Origin of the sequence: Vibrio sp. SCSIO 43155 (assembly GCF_023716605.1) — a bacterium.
In the GTDB taxonomy this organism is placed as follows: domain Bacteria; phylum Pseudomonadota; class Gammaproteobacteria; order Enterobacterales; family Vibrionaceae; genus Vibrio; species Vibrio harveyi.
In genome coordinates this window covers 1,789,030-1,805,072 of record NZ_CP071853.1, presented here as the reverse complement: position 1 = coordinate 1,805,072, position 16,043 = coordinate 1,789,030, and the positions used below count along the sequence as shown (strand labels likewise).

Annotated in this window: 13 protein-coding genes; 7 read left to right on the top strand and 6 right to left on the bottom strand. The window is 44.3% G+C overall.

The genetic code is table 11. From position 1 onward, the window contains the following. Window positions 1–18: 18 nt before the first annotated feature. Window positions 19–267, bottom strand: coding sequence for an Lpp/OprI family alanine-zipper lipoprotein (locus J4N44_RS24910; RefSeq protein WP_005441096.1), 249 nt, complete (start codon window positions 265–267; stop codon window positions 19–21). 423 nt (window positions 268–690) lie between these two features. Between J4N44_RS24910 and J4N44_RS24905 the strand changes: the two genes are divergently transcribed. Both J4N44_RS24905 and J4N44_RS24900 read left to right on the top strand, forming a co-directional pair. After that, window positions 691–2,034, top strand: a complete 1,344-nt coding sequence (locus J4N44_RS24905; protein ID WP_017818510.1) for a DEAD/DEAH box helicase — start codon at window positions 691–693, stop codon at window positions 2,032–2,034. A gap of 493 nt (window positions 2,035–2,527) precedes the next feature. Next, window positions 2,528–2,719 carry a hypothetical protein gene (locus tag J4N44_RS24900; protein WP_029788223.1) on the top strand — a complete coding sequence of 64 codons (192 nt, stop codon included), beginning with the start codon at window positions 2,528–2,530 and terminating at the stop codon, window positions 2,717–2,719. Between the two features lie 218 nt (window positions 2,720–2,937). Here J4N44_RS24900 and J4N44_RS24895 read toward each other — a convergent pair whose 3' ends face one another. Continuing rightward, window positions 2,938–4,581 (bottom strand): methyl-accepting chemotaxis protein, encoded by a 1,644-nt coding sequence (locus J4N44_RS24895; protein ID WP_009697869.1) that lies wholly within the window; start codon window positions 4,579–4,581, stop codon window positions 2,938–2,940. Between the two features lie 333 nt (window positions 4,582–4,914). On the opposite strand from J4N44_RS24895, the gene J4N44_RS24890 reads away from it, so the two are divergent. From J4N44_RS24890 to J4N44_RS24870, 5 genes are all read left to right on the top strand, one after another. Beyond that, complete coding sequence (locus J4N44_RS24890; RefSeq protein ID WP_005452857.1) at window positions 4,915–5,736, top strand: phosphate ABC transporter substrate-binding protein; 822 nt, start codon at window positions 4,915–4,917, stop codon at window positions 5,734–5,736. A 98-nt stretch (window positions 5,737–5,834) separates the two neighbouring features. Beyond that, window positions 5,835–6,767: a phosphate ABC transporter permease subunit PstC gene (gene pstC / locus J4N44_RS24885; RefSeq protein WP_005452855.1), complete on the top strand. Its 933-nt coding sequence runs from the start codon at window positions 5,835–5,837 to the stop codon at window positions 6,765–6,767. A gap of 22 nt (window positions 6,768–6,789) precedes the next feature. After that, window positions 6,790–7,653 carry a phosphate ABC transporter permease PstA gene (gene pstA / locus J4N44_RS24880; protein WP_009697868.1) on the top strand — a complete coding sequence of 288 codons (864 nt, stop codon included), beginning with the start codon at window positions 6,790–6,792 and terminating at the stop codon, window positions 7,651–7,653. A 60-nt stretch (window positions 7,654–7,713) separates the two neighbouring features. Next, the gene (gene pstB / locus J4N44_RS24875; protein WP_005452851.1) at window positions 7,714–8,463 is read left to right on the top strand and encodes a phosphate ABC transporter ATP-binding protein PstB; all 750 of its coding nucleotides are present in this window, start codon (window positions 7,714–7,716) and stop codon (window positions 8,461–8,463) included. 371 nt (window positions 8,464–8,834) lie between these two features. Then, window positions 8,835–10,901 (top strand): sensor domain-containing diguanylate cyclase, encoded by a 2,067-nt coding sequence (locus tag J4N44_RS24870; protein WP_038899360.1) that lies wholly within the window; start codon window positions 8,835–8,837, stop codon window positions 10,899–10,901. Between the two features lie 67 nt (window positions 10,902–10,968). On the opposite strand, the gene J4N44_RS24865 is transcribed toward J4N44_RS24870, so the two are convergent. Genes J4N44_RS24865 through J4N44_RS24850 form a run of 4 tightly spaced genes read right to left on the bottom strand, consistent with a single transcriptional unit; the run spans window position 10,969 to window position 16,026 of the window. After that, complete coding sequence (locus tag J4N44_RS24865; RefSeq protein WP_252045367.1) at window positions 10,969–12,615, bottom strand: BatD family protein; 1,647 nt, start codon at window positions 12,613–12,615, stop codon at window positions 10,969–10,971. 4 nt (window positions 12,616–12,619) lie between these two features. Next, window positions 12,620–14,560 carry a vWA domain-containing protein gene (locus J4N44_RS24860; RefSeq protein WP_152164486.1) on the bottom strand — a complete coding sequence of 647 codons (1,941 nt, stop codon included), beginning with the start codon at window positions 14,558–14,560 and terminating at the stop codon, window positions 12,620–12,622. After that, window positions 14,553–15,557, bottom strand: a complete 1,005-nt coding sequence (locus J4N44_RS24855) for a vWA domain-containing protein (RefSeq protein WP_017189581.1) — start codon at window positions 15,555–15,557, stop codon at window positions 14,553–14,555. The genes J4N44_RS24860 and J4N44_RS24855 overlap by 8 nt, the downstream gene beginning before the upstream one ends. Beyond that, entirely contained in the window at window positions 15,550–16,026 is a 477-nt protein-coding gene (locus tag J4N44_RS24850) for a DUF4381 domain-containing protein (RefSeq protein WP_005452844.1), read from the bottom strand. Before J4N44_RS24850 ends, J4N44_RS24855 begins: the two co-directional genes overlap by 8 nt. Between the last annotated feature and the right edge of the window lie 17 nt (window positions 16,027–16,043).

Genomic DNA, 16,043 nt, shown 5'->3' with positions numbered 1-16,043 from the left:
AAAGCGCGGAATCAAATCTTACTTAGTGTAAGACTGAGCGATGTTGTCGATACGCTCGTTAGCACGTGCAGCTTCTTCTTGAGCTGCCATAGCCGCGTCGTTAGACTTTTGAACGTCAGATTGTAGAGACTGTACGTCTTGGCTTAGTTGGCTAACTTGGTTGCTTAGTTCGTCTAGTTTAGTAGCTGTTGCTGCTTCGTCAGAAGAAGCACAACCTGCTAGTAGAAGTACTGAAGTTGCTGCAGCTGCGATCAACGTTTTGTTCATATTAGAACTCCTTGCATATAGTGAAATTCCTACGCTATAAATTCTGTGTCATATAGTCATAGGGTCAAATGTGAATACATTCTATCAGAACATGATGTAGCAAAAGTCAAAAAAATCCAAGGATTTCATAGAGTACCTGATACGGACGCTAACTTTCTTCTTACAAATGTAAGTGATTACTCACTTGCTAACGCCAGTATCAGGTAGTACAGCAGCTCTTTTGCTACTACCTGATATCAATAATTTAGACGATATTGACACAAATGAAAGTTTCTAAGCGGAAACTTTATTTTTTCTATTGGAATTAGTTTGTGTGATCTCTATCTATACTCCTATGATTTGCGGTATTATATCGAGCTTTTATTTTTTGCTGCGTTAGAGCGGAAACGACACTGAAAAAGCGCTCAAGACGCTGACTATTTATTGGAGAATACTTTGCAATTTAAAGATCTAGGCCTAGACAACCGATTGTTGAAGAACCTAAAACACTACGATTTCAAAAAAGCGACTGACATTCAGCAGCAGGCGATTCCTGTTGCGATTGCAGGCAAGGATCTATTGGCATCTTCGAAAACGGGTTCGGGTAAGACTTTGGCGTTTGTATTGCCAATGCTACATAAGTCACTAAAGAATAAGTCGTTTTCTGCAAAAGACCCACGAGCTGTGATTCTTGCGCCAACGCGTGAGCTAGCAAAACAAGTATATGGTGAGCTTCGCTCAATGCTTGGTGGTTTGTCCTACGATGCTGCATTGATTCTTGGTGGTGAAAACTTTAACGATCAGGTTAAAGCACTGCGTCGCTACCCTAAGTTTATCGTTGCCACTCCAGGTCGTTTGGCTGATCATCTGGAGCACCGTTCTTTGTTCCTTGATGGTCTGGAAACATTGGTTCTAGATGAAGCTGACCGTATGTTGGATCTGGGCTTTGCTCCAGAGTTGCGTCGCATTCATAAAGCGGCAAAACACCGTCGTCGTCAAACTTTGATGTTCTCTGCAACACTTGATCACGCAGAAGTGAATGACATCGCGGCAGAAATGCTGAATGCGCCAAAACGTATTGCAATTGGTGTTTCGAACGAAGAACACAAAGACATTACTCAGAAATTCTACCTATGTGATCACTTAGATCACAAAGAAGCGATTCTTGAACGAGTTCTAGAAGAAGCTGAATACCGTCAGGTGATCATCTTTACTGCGACTCGCGATGATACTGAGCGTCTAACAGCGAAGTTGAACGAGAAGAAACTGAAAGCTATCGCACTAAGCGGTAACTTGAACCAGACTCAACGTAATACCATCATGAGCCAGTTTGAGCGTGCGGTATTTAAGATTCTGGTGACAACGGACGTTGCTTCTCGTGGTCTTGATATCGCGACTGTGACACATGTAATTAACTTCGATATGCCGAAGCATACAGAAGAATACGTTCACCGTGTTGGTCGTACTGGTCGTGCGGGTAACAAAGGTGATGCAGTTTCATTGGTCGGCCCTAAAGATTGGGATAGCTTCAAGCGTGTAGAAACATACTTACAGCAAGATTTGAGCTTCTCTGTGTTTGAAGATCTAAAAGGTAAATTCAAAGGTCTGAAGCCACGTAAGCCAGATTTCCGCAATAAGAAAGTGGCTCCTAAGAAAGCACGTCCTCAAGCTAAGAAAACGCCGAAGAAACCAGCTCAGCGCGACAAAGGTTTCTATCAAAACGTGGCAGTGGGTGATAACGTGTTTATCCCTAAAAAGAAGCCAGCAGCACCAAGTTCTGAAGATTAATCTTTAGCGAAAGTGACAAAACTGATAGACGAAAACCGAGCTTAAGAGCTCGGTTTTTTTATGCCTTATTCTTTCAAACAAACGATACAGATATACCCAAGTGACTTCAAGATGCAGAGTTCAGAGCGTTGTTATTGATTTGACTTCAAGGAAAACGACGCAGCGTAATAGCCAGCTCTTTCCAAGTTGGTTTGACGTAGCCATTTGTTTGACTAAAAAAGCGAGTCAAAGACACTCTCCCGAAGGGCACTCTTTGTAAATAGTAAGGGCCTTGGCTTGTATACTTTGTTGTCGATTTTTGATTTAGACCCACTAAGCCTTTAAATCGCCGCCGCGTCTGCAAACCAAGTCATCCTCGCTGAACCAAGCATCTCGAGGTTACTTGGGTATAAGCTTTTTGTTTATTTATTCTAAACGTGGGTTAAAGACACTTTGATTTTTCTGAACGGATTTTTTGCTTAGCATGAGTGGGGTGTGAAGAGGAGAATACGACATGCAGCAACAAGATCTTCAGCAGCAAAAAGAGCAATGGTTAGAAGAAATAGACATGACCCTTACCGAGCAACAATGTCGAGAACTAGGGTGGGAACAAACAACTTTGTTCGTTGAGATGTTTTCGTTTCTCTGTATGGCAGTAATAAGCTGTGCTTTGGTTATGTATCGTGGAGGAACCCATGATTACTGAGAAATCACAGATGGGAGAGTTGATAAAATCCATTGTTGTTTCCTCACTTTATTTTGTTGGCTTCCTCGCTCTAATTTGGGTTGTAACGACACATCTTTTCTAATTGAGTCTTGCTTTCCTGTGACCTGATATTTGAATCGTTTTGTTGTTTATAAAAAGCTCCGCGATTGCGGAGCTTTTTGTTTTCTCGTGTGTAAATTACGCGTTGAGTCGAACGCTTAGATTTGGAACTGCTTAAGCTGGTGTTTCTGATTTTCTGCCAAACCAGACAACTCTTGCGCTGCAGCGGCTGATTGGGTGATACCCGTTACGTTCTGGCTGACCAACTCATAAATAGTGCTTAAGTTGTTGTTGATGTCAGAGGTTACTTGTTTCTGTTCTTCTGAAGCAGTCGCGACTTGAGTATTGATCGCGTTCAAGTCAGAAATCGCGCTGTTGATGTCGCTCAGAGATCGGCTTACTTCTGCAGCAAGCGCCTGGTTGTCTTCTAGCATGGCTAAGCTTGAATGCATGCTTTCGTTTGCCTGACCAGACTGTTGTTGTAGCTCTTCAATGATGGTTTGGATCTCTTTGGTCGATTCTTGAGTTCTTGCTGCAAGCATACGTACTTCATCTGCAACTACGGCAAATCCACGACCACTTTCACCTGCGCGTGCTGCTTCAATAGCGGCATTGAGTGCCAACAGGTTGGTTTGTTCAGAGATGCTTTCAATAACCTCAATCACTTTACCAATCTGTTCCGACTGGTCTTTTAGTGATGTCACTACGTGGGCAGCTTCGTTGAGTTGATCTGCCATCTTAGTACTTGCACGCGTGCTTTCCTCAAACATGCTCAAACTTTGTGAAGTTAATTTCGTCGCTTCATTAGACGCGCTATCCGCTTGTTGTGCGTTAGTTGACACTTCCGCAGCGGTAGATTCAAGTTGATTAATTGCAGAAGCGACTTGTTCTACTTCTTGTTTTTCTTGATCAGAGTTTGCGCTGCTTTGTGTCATGACTGTCGCAAGCTCAGTAGAGGCCGAAGCGACATCTTCACTGATTCGTACTAGAGAATCGACGGTGCCACGAAGCTGATGGATCGTTTGGTTAACGTCACTCGCCAATTCGGATACTTCGTTTTTACCTACTTCTTCTGCTTCTACAAGCAAGTTGCCTTTTGCTACTTCTCTCATGGTTTGTTGCAGATTACGAATAGGCGCAACAATATAGCTTGCCAGCAGCCAACTGATTAATGAAGCAATAGAAAGGATGATGACCAGCGAGATGGTGCTGTAGGTTAGCGTATTAGAGTGCAATACTCCGTTTTCTTCTACTTCATCCGTTACGATTTGATTGAGCTTTTTAGACAAGCTGTCAATGGCATTGATCATTGCCTCACCAGCGAGGCGGTATTTGCCCATAGCGGTTTCGTATTCTCGGTCAAAATCCGATGTTGTGTAGTCCGATGAATGCTTGGTATTTAACAGAGGTGTCATGGTGACTCGAGTGAAATCCACATAGTGGTTCATCGCCTCACGCATGGCATTTACCTCTGCATGAATACCTTCAATTTGATCGATTGAGTTTAAAAATTCTTGGTTTGTCGCCTGACGTCGTTGTAATTCTTGGTTAAGTGTTTTGACATCCTCAGCCCTGAAAAGACTGTAGATAGCCTTAATGCGCATGGCATAAGTGTTGTCTACGATTGAGCTCAGTTCTTCTTTGTGCACGATAAGGTTATTTGTTGAAACCGTAACTTTATCGAACGCTTGCTCTAATTTTCCTATGCCTACGCTCAAACCTACGATGAGAAGTATGACAGTGAAAAGTACGGGCACGAAAACCTGTAGCTTAATAGACAGCGCACTAAGTAATTGACGCATGATTGACCCTCTAAAGATTGTAACTATTATCATTTTTGTAAGTAAAGCGTAACGATTCTAATCATTAGTCTCGATATATCAATCATTTAACAATGTTTATTTGTTATGAAATATATTAAAAGCGATGTAGTTGGCATTTTGCTATTACAAAAAGCAGTCAAAGTATTTTGAGCTCGAAAGTAAATAAAGTTTGATTGCTGATTTATTAAGCAGAAATGACAACGTGTCATAGAGGCTTCAACTAAGTGAAACACAACTGTCATATTTGGATTCTAAAGTGAGCACCGTTCAAGTGAAACGCAACGGCAATAAGGCCACTTAAAGGAAATTGTGATGAAAAAGACAGTAATCGGTGCAATCGCACTTCTAGGCGCAATGGCAGTGACTCCTGTTTCTGCTAAAGAAACTATCTCTGCAGTGGGTTCTAGCAGCGTAACTCCACTGATGGAAGTTTTCTCTGAAACATACATGAAGACAAACCCGAACGTATTTATCGAAGTTCAAGGTCCTGGTTCATCTGCTGGTGTTAAAGCAGCGAAAAACGGTTCTGCAGACTTAGGTATGTCTTCTCGTAACCTAAAAGACTCTGAGAAAGAGCCTGCTCTAAAAGAAGAGACAGTTGCTCTAGACGGTATCGCAGTTGTTGTAAACCCACAAAACAAACTATCAGGTCTAACGGCTGAGCAAGTTACTGCTATCTACAAAGGCGAAGTGACAAACTGGAAAGATGTTGGCGGTGCAGATAAGCCAATCGTAGCAATCACTCGTGATACGGCTTCTGGTACTCGTGGCGCATTCGAAGACATCATGTCTCTAAAAATGAAAATTTCTGGTAAGAAAGTATCTGCAATCTCTCAACGCGCTCAAGTTGCTAACGGTAACGGTGCACTGAAGACTATGGTTGCTTCTAACCCATACGCAATCGGCTACATTTCTCTTGGTACTGTTGATGGCTCTGTAAATGCGCTTCCAATCGATGGTATCGAAGCATCGGTAGACAATGTGAAGAACGGTTCTTACAAAGTTGCTCGTCCTTTCCTTGTCCTTTACAAAGATGGCAAGCCATCTGCTGAAACTCAAAAATTCCTAGACTGGATGCTAACTGACGAAGCGCAAGCGCTAGTTGACCAAAAAGGTTACATCTCAGTTAACTAATCCTATCGGGACTCTAAAGTTTGCTCAGCCCAACATTTCGGGCTGAGCCTTTTCTATCCATTGTGTTCAACGGCATTGCCAAGAACCGTGAGATTTTTATGACCATCGCAACAAATAGTGAAAAGCTTATGACTACTGACGCTAAAGCGATCAGCAAGCCAGGTTTACGCGAAAAACGCCGCGTCGATTGGAGAGAACGCATCTTCCACGGCTTGTTCCTAACGAGTGCTGTTATCGGCATCGTATCATTAGCAGTTATCGCATACTTCATCGTTCGAGAGAGTATCCCAGCATTCCAAGAAGCGGGCGTCTCGGGCATTGTCCTAGGCCAAAACTGGTTACCACCTGCACTATACGGTGTTGCCACTATGATCGTCGCTTCTATCGTATCGACAGCTGGCGCGGTTTTAGTGGGTGTTCCAATTGGTGTTTTGACTGCTATCTTTATCGCGGAAATCGCACCAAAGCGCTTGGCGGACATTATTCGCCCGGCAGTAGAACTGCTCGCAGGTATCCCTTCCGTCGTTTACGGTTTCTTTGGTCTAGTTATTATCGTTCCACTGATTCAAAACGTTTTTGATGTGCCAGCGGGTAACACTATCCTTGCAGGTATCATCGTTCTTGGTGTGATGATTCTACCAACGGTAATTACGGTTTCTGAAACGTCTATCCGCGCGGTTCCTCGTACTTACAAAGAAGGTTCTTTGGCGCTAGGCGCATCTAAAATCTACACCATCTTTAAATTGCTCGTTCCAGCGGCTCGCTCAGGCATCATGACAGGTGTGATTCTGGGTATCGGTCGTGCGTTGGGTGAGACCATGGCGATCATTATGGTTATGGGTAACGCGCCAGCTATGCCAGAAGGCATCTTGGATTCGGCTCGTACGCTAACGGCAAACATCGCTATTGAAATGTCTTACGCAAGTGGTGTTCACGCAAACGCACTTTACGCTACAGGTGTGGTACTTCTTGTTTTCATCATGTCGTTGAACGCTGTACTACTTTACCTAAACCGAGAAAAAGCGAAGTAATCGCTCGTTAAAGGTGACTATTATGGATCGCGCAAAACTTAAAAAAGCACGCCAGTTCAAAGATAATGTCTTTAGCGCATTTGTCTGGATCTCGGCAGCACTGACGGTAGGTTTTTTGTTCTGGATTATCTGGTACATCCTATCAAACGGTCTACAACATGTAGATTGGAACTTCATTACTGATAACTATACGCGTACAGGTGAAGAGCAGGGCATCTTCCCAATGATTGTGGCGACAATTTACATGGTTATCGCATCTATCGCAGTGGCCGCTCCACTCGGTATCATGACAGCAATCTACTTGACCGAATACGCGAAAGTAGGCAGTCGTTTAGTGAAGATTATCCGATTTTGTACTGAGTCATTGGCGGGTATTCCGTCGATCATCTTCGGTCTATTTGGTATGACTTTCTTTGTGGCAATTCTTGGTCTTGGCTTCTCGATTCTATCAGGTGCCCTAACGCTAAGTATCCTTATCCTGCCAGTGATCATCCGTACTACGGAAGAGGCGTTGATGGCAGTACCGCAAACATACCGTGAAGGTTCTTACGGTCTGGGTGCTTCTAAGATTTACACTATCTGGCGTTTAATTCTTCCAAGCGCAATGCCAGGTATCTTAACCTCGGTCATTCTAAGTATTGGTCGTGTCATTGGTGAGTCTGCTCCAGTATTCCTGACAGCAGGCATGGTTGCACGTATTCCGGATTCTTTATTGGATTCAGGTCGTACGTTAACCGTTCACCTATACAAACTGACTACCGAACTGTTTACCATTGAAGAATGGAATCAGGCTTACGGTACCGCGACAGTTCTGATTGTTGTTGTTCTACTGATCAACATGTTTACAAAACTTATCGCACGACGTTTTAACACCGCAACTTACTAACAAAACGAATTAAGAACGCACGTTAAAAGACACGAATTCAAGATTTAAGAGATTAAGAAAATGAACAAGTTTGATATTGAAAACCTAGATCTGTTTTACGGTGACAACCAAGCACTGAAATCAATCAACTTACCAATCCCAGTACGCCAAGTGACGGCGCTTATCGGTCCTTCAGGTTGTGGTAAATCAACATTGCTACGTTGCTTGAACCGCATGAATGACCTGATTGAAGGCGTGAAGATTACGGGTAAGTTGGCAATGGACGGTGAAGATATTTACGGCAATATCGATGTTGCTGACCTTCGTATTAAGGTTGGTATGGTATTCCAGAAGCCAAACCCATTCCCAATGAGTATCTATGAAAACGTGGCGTACGGTCTGCGAGCTCAAGGCATCAAAGACAAGAAGCACATCGATGAAGTCGTGGAACGATCCCTGCGTGGTGCAGCACTTTGGGATGAAGTAAAAGACCGTCTTAAGTCTCACGCATTTGGTCTATCTGGCGGTCAGCAGCAGCGTCTATGTATTGCACGTACAATCGCGATGGAGCCTGATGTGATTCTAATGGATGAGCCAACATCAGCACTTGACCCGATTGCGACCCACAAAATCGAAGAATTGATGGAAGAGTTGAAGAAGAACTACACCATCGTGATCGTAACGCACTCAATGCAGCAGGCGCGTCGTATCTCAGATCGTACTGCGTTCTTCCTAATGGGCGAATTGGTTGAGCATGACGATACACAAGTTATCTTTAGCGATCCAAAAGACGACCGCACCCAAGGTTATGTAAACGGTGACTTTGGTTAATACAGTATTTACAAGCATATACGTTAATAACTATAAGCGATGGTACTCTTGCCCCTCCTAGTGAGGGGCTTTTTTTATTTTGGGTGTGACTGCCTATCGTTATTAGCAATGCTCATGTTGATTCATTTTTGCTCATTTTTTTGCAGTATGTAATTCTGATGAAACACCTGTCTAAAAATGTTGAAAGGTTCTCGAATGTGAAATTAAGTTAATATTTTTTGCGAAAGACTTAACAGCTCAACTTGGATTCCATTGATTGCATATCTACACCTAAGTAGTTTTTTATCGAAAATAAAAAAGTAGATTAGGTTGGTCAGGTGAGTTTAAAAAGTTTTACAAGAACAGTCTCTTCGACGAGAGATCATAGGCTCTTGGCGGAAGCCATCTTCGAGCATCTAGAACAGCACTTTTCCCCCAGCGCGATAGCGATTTTCGACGATCCGCTGACTAATCCAGCCGGGACCATTCTTTTTTCCCGTGGTGACTTATTTCCAATTCGTCAGTATCCAGAAGCTTTTTGGGATTGGGCAAGCCAGTTTGATACCTCAGAAAGTATTATTCCCCTTGCGATCAACACCTGCAATTGGGAACACATTCAAGATCTGGGTGGCGACAGCTACATCATGATGCTCGATAACACACCGATTAAGCGCACCTATCTACTAGTACAAAACGTTCAAGCCCGATCGGCTCACAATATTTACGAAGAAAGCTACGACGCTATGCAGCTCGCTGCTGCTCGTTGGCAGTGCATTCGAGCTGAAAAACACGCGTCGCTTGAGATGAAGCACCGCGATGTACGAGAAGCCCAATATGTTGATGAACTCAGCCAACGTGAACGGTTCATCGAAAATATGAAGCTCGTACAACAAGTCGCTTTAGAAATTTCCAACCCAGACTCTTTGAAAGATCTGTATATAAAAGCAGTAGAGGCACTGCGTGAGCGTCTAGGCTTTGATCGCTCAACCTTGATGCTGCTTGATATGAAAAAGCGCAGTTTCAGTGGCACGTACGGTACAGATGAGTCGGGTACTACTATTGACGAGTTCCACACTCAGTATGATCTTCACCAATTGAGTGAAGAGTATATCGCCGCTTTGTCGAGCATAGAGCGCAATCTGGTCATCGTTGAAGATGCCCCTATATATACCGCAGGCAAAGTTGTCGGGCAGGGATGGAACGCGATGTTGATTTTACGCGATGGGAATGAGCCATTTGGCTGGTTTGCGTTGGACAACTTTATTCACCGTAAACCGATTACCGCTTACCAAAAGCAAATGCTGGAGTCTTTTGGTTCGCTTTTCTCTCAAATTTTTATCCGAAAACGCCAAGAGCAAAATGTGCGTATGCTGCACTCCAGTATGGTTGAATTATCACGTTGTACGACCGTGAGTGATGTCTGTAAATCTGCGGTGACGTTTGCAATTAAGAACCTTGGCATTGACCGTATGGCCGTGTTCTTAACCGATGAAAATTGCTCTTATATGCAAGGAACGTGGGGAACCGACATTCAAGGGAATGTGGTTGATGAATCTTACTTTTTTGGTGAGACGCAAGACTTCTCTTTGATCAATCTAGCCCGCTCGATGCCAAATGAGGTCGCCTTTGAAGAATCGGTACCTATTTACCATGACTGTAACATTGTAGGGTTCGGTTGGGCTGCCATGACAGTGCTGACATCGAATAGCAGCGGTCCTATCGCTTTTATCGCCGTGGATAACCTTCTTACCCGTGCACCGTTGACATCTCAGCTACGTGAAGTGATTCGAATGTTTGCTTCAAGCCTTGCTGAAGTGTTGCAAAGAACGCAAGCACAGGAAGCGATTAGAGAGCTGAATGAAAACCTAGAGCTTGAAGTCAAGAATCGAACAAAAGAGCTGGAAGAAGCGAATCGACAATTGGAGGTTTTGTCCAAACTTGATCCGCTAACACGTTTGGGCAACCGCCGCATGTTAGAGCATGTGATGCAAAAGTACTGTTATATCGAACATAATGAGGTGATGCCTTTCGGTCTTATTCTGATCGATATTGACCATTTTGGTTTGTTTAACAACCATTATGGGCACTTAGAAGGGGATATTGCCTTAATGCGAATTGGCAATATTCTTGAGCATCATACCAAAGATGAAGACGAAGTGTTTTGTCGCATTGGTGGTGAGGAGTTTGTCCTTCTGATGATCGGGTCTGACCAAGAAGAGGTTAGGCTACGTGCGGAGTGTATTCGACGTTGTATCGAGGATGAAGGAATCAAGCATTGTCACAACCCAGAAGGTGAATTGCTTACGGTTTCTGTCGGTTATTCCTGTTATCAAACTCAAGGAAAAGATTTTAATTTTGATCACCTTTATCAACTTTCAGATAAAGCGCTTTATCAGGCGAAAAATAGCGGTCGAAATTGTGTTCGTATGTTCGACACGCCGGATCAAATCGTTGCTTAAGATCACCAAAATACAAAAATGGCAGCTCTGATTGAGCGGCCATTTTGCGTTAGTAAGATGAAGGAGATTACAACTTTTCTAGCTGGTGGCTAGATTTAGTGTGCTTCTCTTTCGCCAGTTGTTTAAGTTTGACGAGTAGAGTTTCTGCTTTCCACACTTGTTGTGTCGCACTAAAGCGAGATTGGTTCATAACGGCTAACTCCTCTTTCACCGCTCTTACTGCGTCAGATTCGCTGCTGCTATGATGGGTGTTTAGGTAGTCATTAACTGCTCTTTCAATCATCACGCTGTCACCTTGTTTGATGGTGCGCTCTAAATCTTGAATTGGCGAACCATGACGCGCGCTTACTGCCTTTTCTGTTTGTTGAGTCGCGCGTGTTTTCCATAGTCCAAACGCGATAGCAGAAGTGACAAGCCACAATACGCCGAATACGAAAGTGAGTGTTTGCCAAATTGAATCTACACCACTTGGCACAGTGGGTGCCGAAGTAGCTGCAGGTTGCGTTGGTAACGCACTTTCTGGCAAGGCAATTAAACCACTATCACTTTTTTCGACATTCAATTTGAGCTGGGTGATCTCTGCTTTTCTCTCTTGATCTCGATTGCTATCCCACCAATTTACAGAATACCCCGGGAGTGTCAGGCTGCCTGCCTCGGTAGGGATTAGCACTTGTTTGACGGTCATCGTCACTGTGCCATCGCGCGAGGTTTCAAACTGTGGTTGTTCAGGGTAAACACGTAATGTACTTGGGTAAATGATACCAATACGTGGCAAGTATTCCGCTTGAGTACCATGTGCTCGAATGCGAATCGTACGAGTGATAGAAGAACCCTGCTTCACAGTGTTTATCTTATTCACAGACAGAGGATTACCCTGATCATCTTGCCAGCTCTGTGTCATTTCTAACGCACTTGCAGGCAGCCAGTTTCCTTTGAAGTCTTTTGGAATTGGCTTGACGGTAATTGTCATTTGCTCTGTTTTTGTGTTGATTGGCATGATCTTGGTTGAGCCAGTTAAGCTGTCCCCATAGATATATGAACCAGTCAGCTTAGGGCCGTTAAGCGTGTACGTGCCTGGTTGATCCGCAGTAATGTGGAATGACTGTTCTAACACCGTAACTTCAAGTCCATCTATAACGCGACGACCTTGTTTGGCATCGCTTGCTGGCTCGATTTTCATCCCTTCAATACTTGGTGGGAGGATTTGAGGGTTATCAAGGCGACGAGGATCTGCCTTTATGACTAACTGCATTCGCACCGTCGTAGACTGCTGGGGATAAAGCGTATGGTTATCCACGTCCATGTTGAAACTAAACAGTTCATCCATGTCTGGTTCTGTTTGATCTTTGGTGACGCGCAGTTTGATAGGCTCTGTTGTCATTCCATCAGCAGAGAAGCTAGGGATGGTCACGACACCTTCTTTCATTGGAGCAATTGAAATACTCCATTCAGTGCGAACGGTTTTATGACCATTGATGTTATTACTCGAGCGACCATAACGCGGCTGACCCAAAAAGAAATCATCTTTCAGAGCATCAAAGTTAATCGCATCTGAGCCTAGCTCTGTGTCTGCCATGATCCTAAGGTTGATCACTTCGTTTTTAGCCACCTGAGTCTTATTTACGCTGGCTTGAAGGCTTTGAGCAAAAACCGAAAAGCTAGTTAGTAGGCTGGCCATTAGAACAAAGACCAGTTTTGCGCCTTTTTTCATCATGGACTTACCACTCCTTATTTGATTGTTGTGGAGGTTGTTTTTGTTGAGCTTGCAACTGCATTTGAGCACGAATCAGGAAGCTTGGGTCACGAGCACTTTCCACCGCTTCTAAGCGTCGGAACTCAGGGTCATCCTGATGCGTTTTCTCTGGTTGAGCTTGAGCCTGCATTGGCTGACCTTTCTGCTCATCCAGTTTCTCTTTTCCTTGTTTAGCGCGTTGCTGCTCGGCTTTCTGCTTTTCTTTTTTATTTTCAGATTCTTGCTGATTTTGTGACTGTTGTCCTTGCTCTTTCTTAGCCTCATTTTGAGACTTTTGTTGCTGTTGCTGTTGCTGTTGCTGTTGCTGTTGCTGTTGCTGTTGCTGTTGCTGTTGCTGTTGCTGTTGCTGTTGCTGTTGCTGTTGCTGTTGCTGTTGCTGTTGCTGTTGCTGTTGCTGTTGCTGTTGCTGTTGCTGTTGCTGTTGCTGTTGCTGTTGCTGTTGCTGTTGCTGTTGCTGTTGCTGTTGCTGTTGCTGTTGCTGTTGCTGTTGCTGTTGCTGTTGCTGTTGCTGTTGCTGTTGCTGTTGCTGTTGCTGTTGCTGTTGCTGTTGCTGTTGCTGTTGCTGTTGCTGTTTCAGTTTCTCCTCTACAACCGACAGGTTCTTTTTCGCAGCATCAAAGTCAGGTTTTTCTTTGATTAACTGTTCGTAGAGTTTTTCTGCATCTTCCAATTGCCCGTTTTGGGCAAGTGCGTTCGCAAGGTTATAACGCCCATTCAAACTTGGGTTATTTGAGAATGCTTCAATAGCGCTTTCATAGTCGCCCGCTTGATAACTTGCCGCGCCTTTCCAATTTGGATCGGTAAAGGTACTTTGCGCTTTCTCAAACTCACCTTGCTGGTAGAGTTGCTCACCTTTCTGATTTTGGTTTAGGAAGGCATTAGCTTCTGCTTTCGGCGTCCAAGTCATTGGCAATACTGTTGCGATGAGTACCCAAATCATGCCGCGTCGAAAGAGCAGAGCGGCAGGAAAAAGCAACAAAGGTAGCAACCAGAAACCACCATTCAAGCGAGAATCGGTTTTGACATCGTCACTTTGTTTCGCACCTAGGCTGTGGCTAGCGTTGTTGGTAAAGGCTGCGATGTTCTCAACATCACGGTTATTGTGCTGAATTGGCACAAACAGTCCGCCGGTTTCCTTTGCTAGCTTTTGCAAGTTTTTTAGGTTTGTTTTGGCTACCACAGTATTACCTTGTCGGTTCTTCATTAATGAACCGTCAGGCAAGGCAATAGGCGCACCTGTTGCTGTGCCGATAGCGAGTACTGACACACGGATGTTTTTGCCGTTAAGCAATGCCAATGAGCGAGAAAGCTCGGTGTCATCTAAATCGTCCGCTAATAGAACGATATCACCTTGACTCACGCCTGCTTGAGTGAACTGGTTCACTGCTGTTTCAATTGCTGATGGTAAGTTAGAGCCTTGGTAGGGCATTAACTCTGGAGACAAGTTTTCGATAATGCCTGCAAGTGTGCTGGAGTCTGTCGTGAGTGGACTAAGTGTATAAGCGTCACCAGCGTAGGCGACCAAACCAGTGGAGCCTTCTTTCCATTTCGGCAGTAAATCCAGTGCTTTATAGCGTGTTTGTGACAGTCGATTTGGCTTCACGTCCGTTGCGTACATAGAGCGTGACATGTCCAGAACTAGCACTCGATTTTGGCTCAACTCAAAGCTTGGGCGAGTGTTGGTTTGCCAACTAGGACCTGCCAAGGCGATACATGCTACTGCCCAAGCCACTCCCCATACTGCAAAGTAATGTTTGGTTTTGACTGAATGACCAAGCATCTTTGCTAAATGAGGAGCAATTAATGATGACTTTTTCGTTCTGTACTGACTATTAAGGGCAAGCGCGACGGGAACGACGAGCAAGCCTAGCAACCAATATGGGTGTAAGAAAGTAAACTCAGCCATGTTTTCTCCTTACTACAAACAAGAACACGGAAAGTGCAAGTGCTGCGCCTAGTGGATAAGGGAACCATTCCGACTGAGGACGCCAGGTTTGGGTTTCACTAGAGACTGGTTCTAGTTGGTTAATGGTGTCGTAGATCTTTTCAAGTTCTTTAGCATCACGCGCTCGGAAGTACTGACCACCTGTCATTTCTGCGATCTTTGTAAGTGTCTGCTCATCAAGATCTGAAGCCGTATTTACTTTGCGCGTCATGAAGAAGTCTTTCACCATCATTTCGCCAGCACCTACGCCAACGGTGTAAATAGTGGCATTGTATTTTTTGGCAATCTTAGCCGCTTCGATAGGATCGAGAACTCCCGATGTGTTGCTCCCGTCACTAAGCAAGATCATGACACGTTGTGGCGCATCACTATCGACAAAGGTTTTTGTTCCTAGACCGATACCATCACCAATCGCGGTGCTATTGCCCACCAAACCAATTACGGTTTGGTTGATTTGTTGCATCACGGTTTTGCGATCTGCGGTCAAAGGCGTTTGCAGATAAGCGTGGTCACCGAATAAAACCACACCTAAACGATCACCTTGGCGCTTTGCTACGAAGTCGGATAAGACTTTTTTGACTGCGGTTAGGCGGTCGATGTATTCGCCATTGTAGTTCATGTCTTCTTTCTGCATTGAGCCAGATAAGTCGACCACTAACATCATATCGCGGTACTTGGGTTGGAAGTCGACCGGATCGCCATACCAAACGGGGCGAGCACAGGCGATGACCAATAAAGCCCATACTCCAACAGACAGGGCTTTTTGTACCAGTTGCTTTGGTTTACTGTTGTGCTGACTATCTGGCAAATACGCCAGTTTAATTTCAGCTTGCTGAGTCTCTTCAGGGAAGAACTTAAAAATTATCCAAGGTAGGGGCAGTAATAGCAGTGCCCACCACCAGACAAACTCAATGTTCATCCACTGAGAAAGGCTCGAAACGAGAGTTGCCTCAGTCACGAGTTTTTGCCTTTTTCTTTGGTGGCAATGCGGTCGAAATCCAGAAAGTGCAATCATCAATCAAATCCTGATGTTGCTCTTGACCAGATTTTTGATACAGCGCCGCTTGCCACTGTTGTTGTTTGTCGACGAATCGAGTTTCTTTGGTGTAACTATCAAGAAACTCGTACCAAGCAGAGCCTGTTAATGGCGCGATGTCTTCACGAGGGAAGTAACTCAAAGCTGCTTGACGAAGAACCTCTAATGCAGAAGAAGGCGTATGTGGTGTTATTGGGTTGGTTAACAGTTTCAATGCGGTCTTCTTTGCAACAAGACGCTTTGAACGCCACCTTAAGTACAATGCGACAATTAAGATGGAAAGAATTACACCGCCCAAAACAGCCCACCATCCCCAAGCGAGTGGGAACCAATCAGGTGCATTAGGTAGGATCAAAGGTTCAAGGTTTAGGCTTTGGTTATTCGTTGTCATTATTACTACTGCTTGAA

Excerpts from the sequence above, each read along its gene's own strand:
- J4N44_RS24900 (WP_029788223.1), top strand. The coding sequence starts at position 2,528 with ATGCAGCAACAAGATCTTCAGCAGCAAAAAGAGCAATGGTTAGAAGAA.
- J4N44_RS24865 (WP_252045367.1), bottom strand. The coding sequence starts at position 12,615 with ATGATGAAAAAAGGCGCAAAACTGGTCTTTGTTCTAATGGCCAGCCTA.
- J4N44_RS24860 (WP_152164486.1), bottom strand. The coding sequence starts at position 14,560 with ATGGCTGAGTTTACTTTCTTACACCCATATTGGTTGCTAGGCTTGCTC.
- pstC (WP_005452855.1), top strand. The coding sequence starts at position 5,835 with ATGACCATCGCAACAAATAGTGAAAAGCTTATGACTACTGACGCTAAA.
- J4N44_RS24850 (WP_005452844.1), bottom strand. The coding sequence starts at position 16,026 with ATGACAACGAATAACCAAAGCCTAAACCTTGAACCTTTGATCCTACCT.
- pstB (WP_005452851.1), top strand. The coding sequence starts at position 7,714 with ATGAACAAGTTTGATATTGAAAACCTAGATCTGTTTTACGGTGACAAC.
- J4N44_RS24910 (WP_005441096.1), bottom strand. The coding sequence starts at position 267 with ATGAACAAAACGTTGATCGCAGCTGCAGCAACTTCAGTACTTCTACTA.
- J4N44_RS24890 (WP_005452857.1), top strand. The coding sequence starts at position 4,915 with ATGAAAAAGACAGTAATCGGTGCAATCGCACTTCTAGGCGCAATGGCA.
- pstA (WP_009697868.1), top strand. The coding sequence starts at position 6,790 with ATGGATCGCGCAAAACTTAAAAAAGCACGCCAGTTCAAAGATAATGTC.
- J4N44_RS24895 (WP_009697869.1), bottom strand. The coding sequence starts at position 4,581 with ATGCGTCAATTACTTAGTGCGCTGTCTATTAAGCTACAGGTTTTCGTG.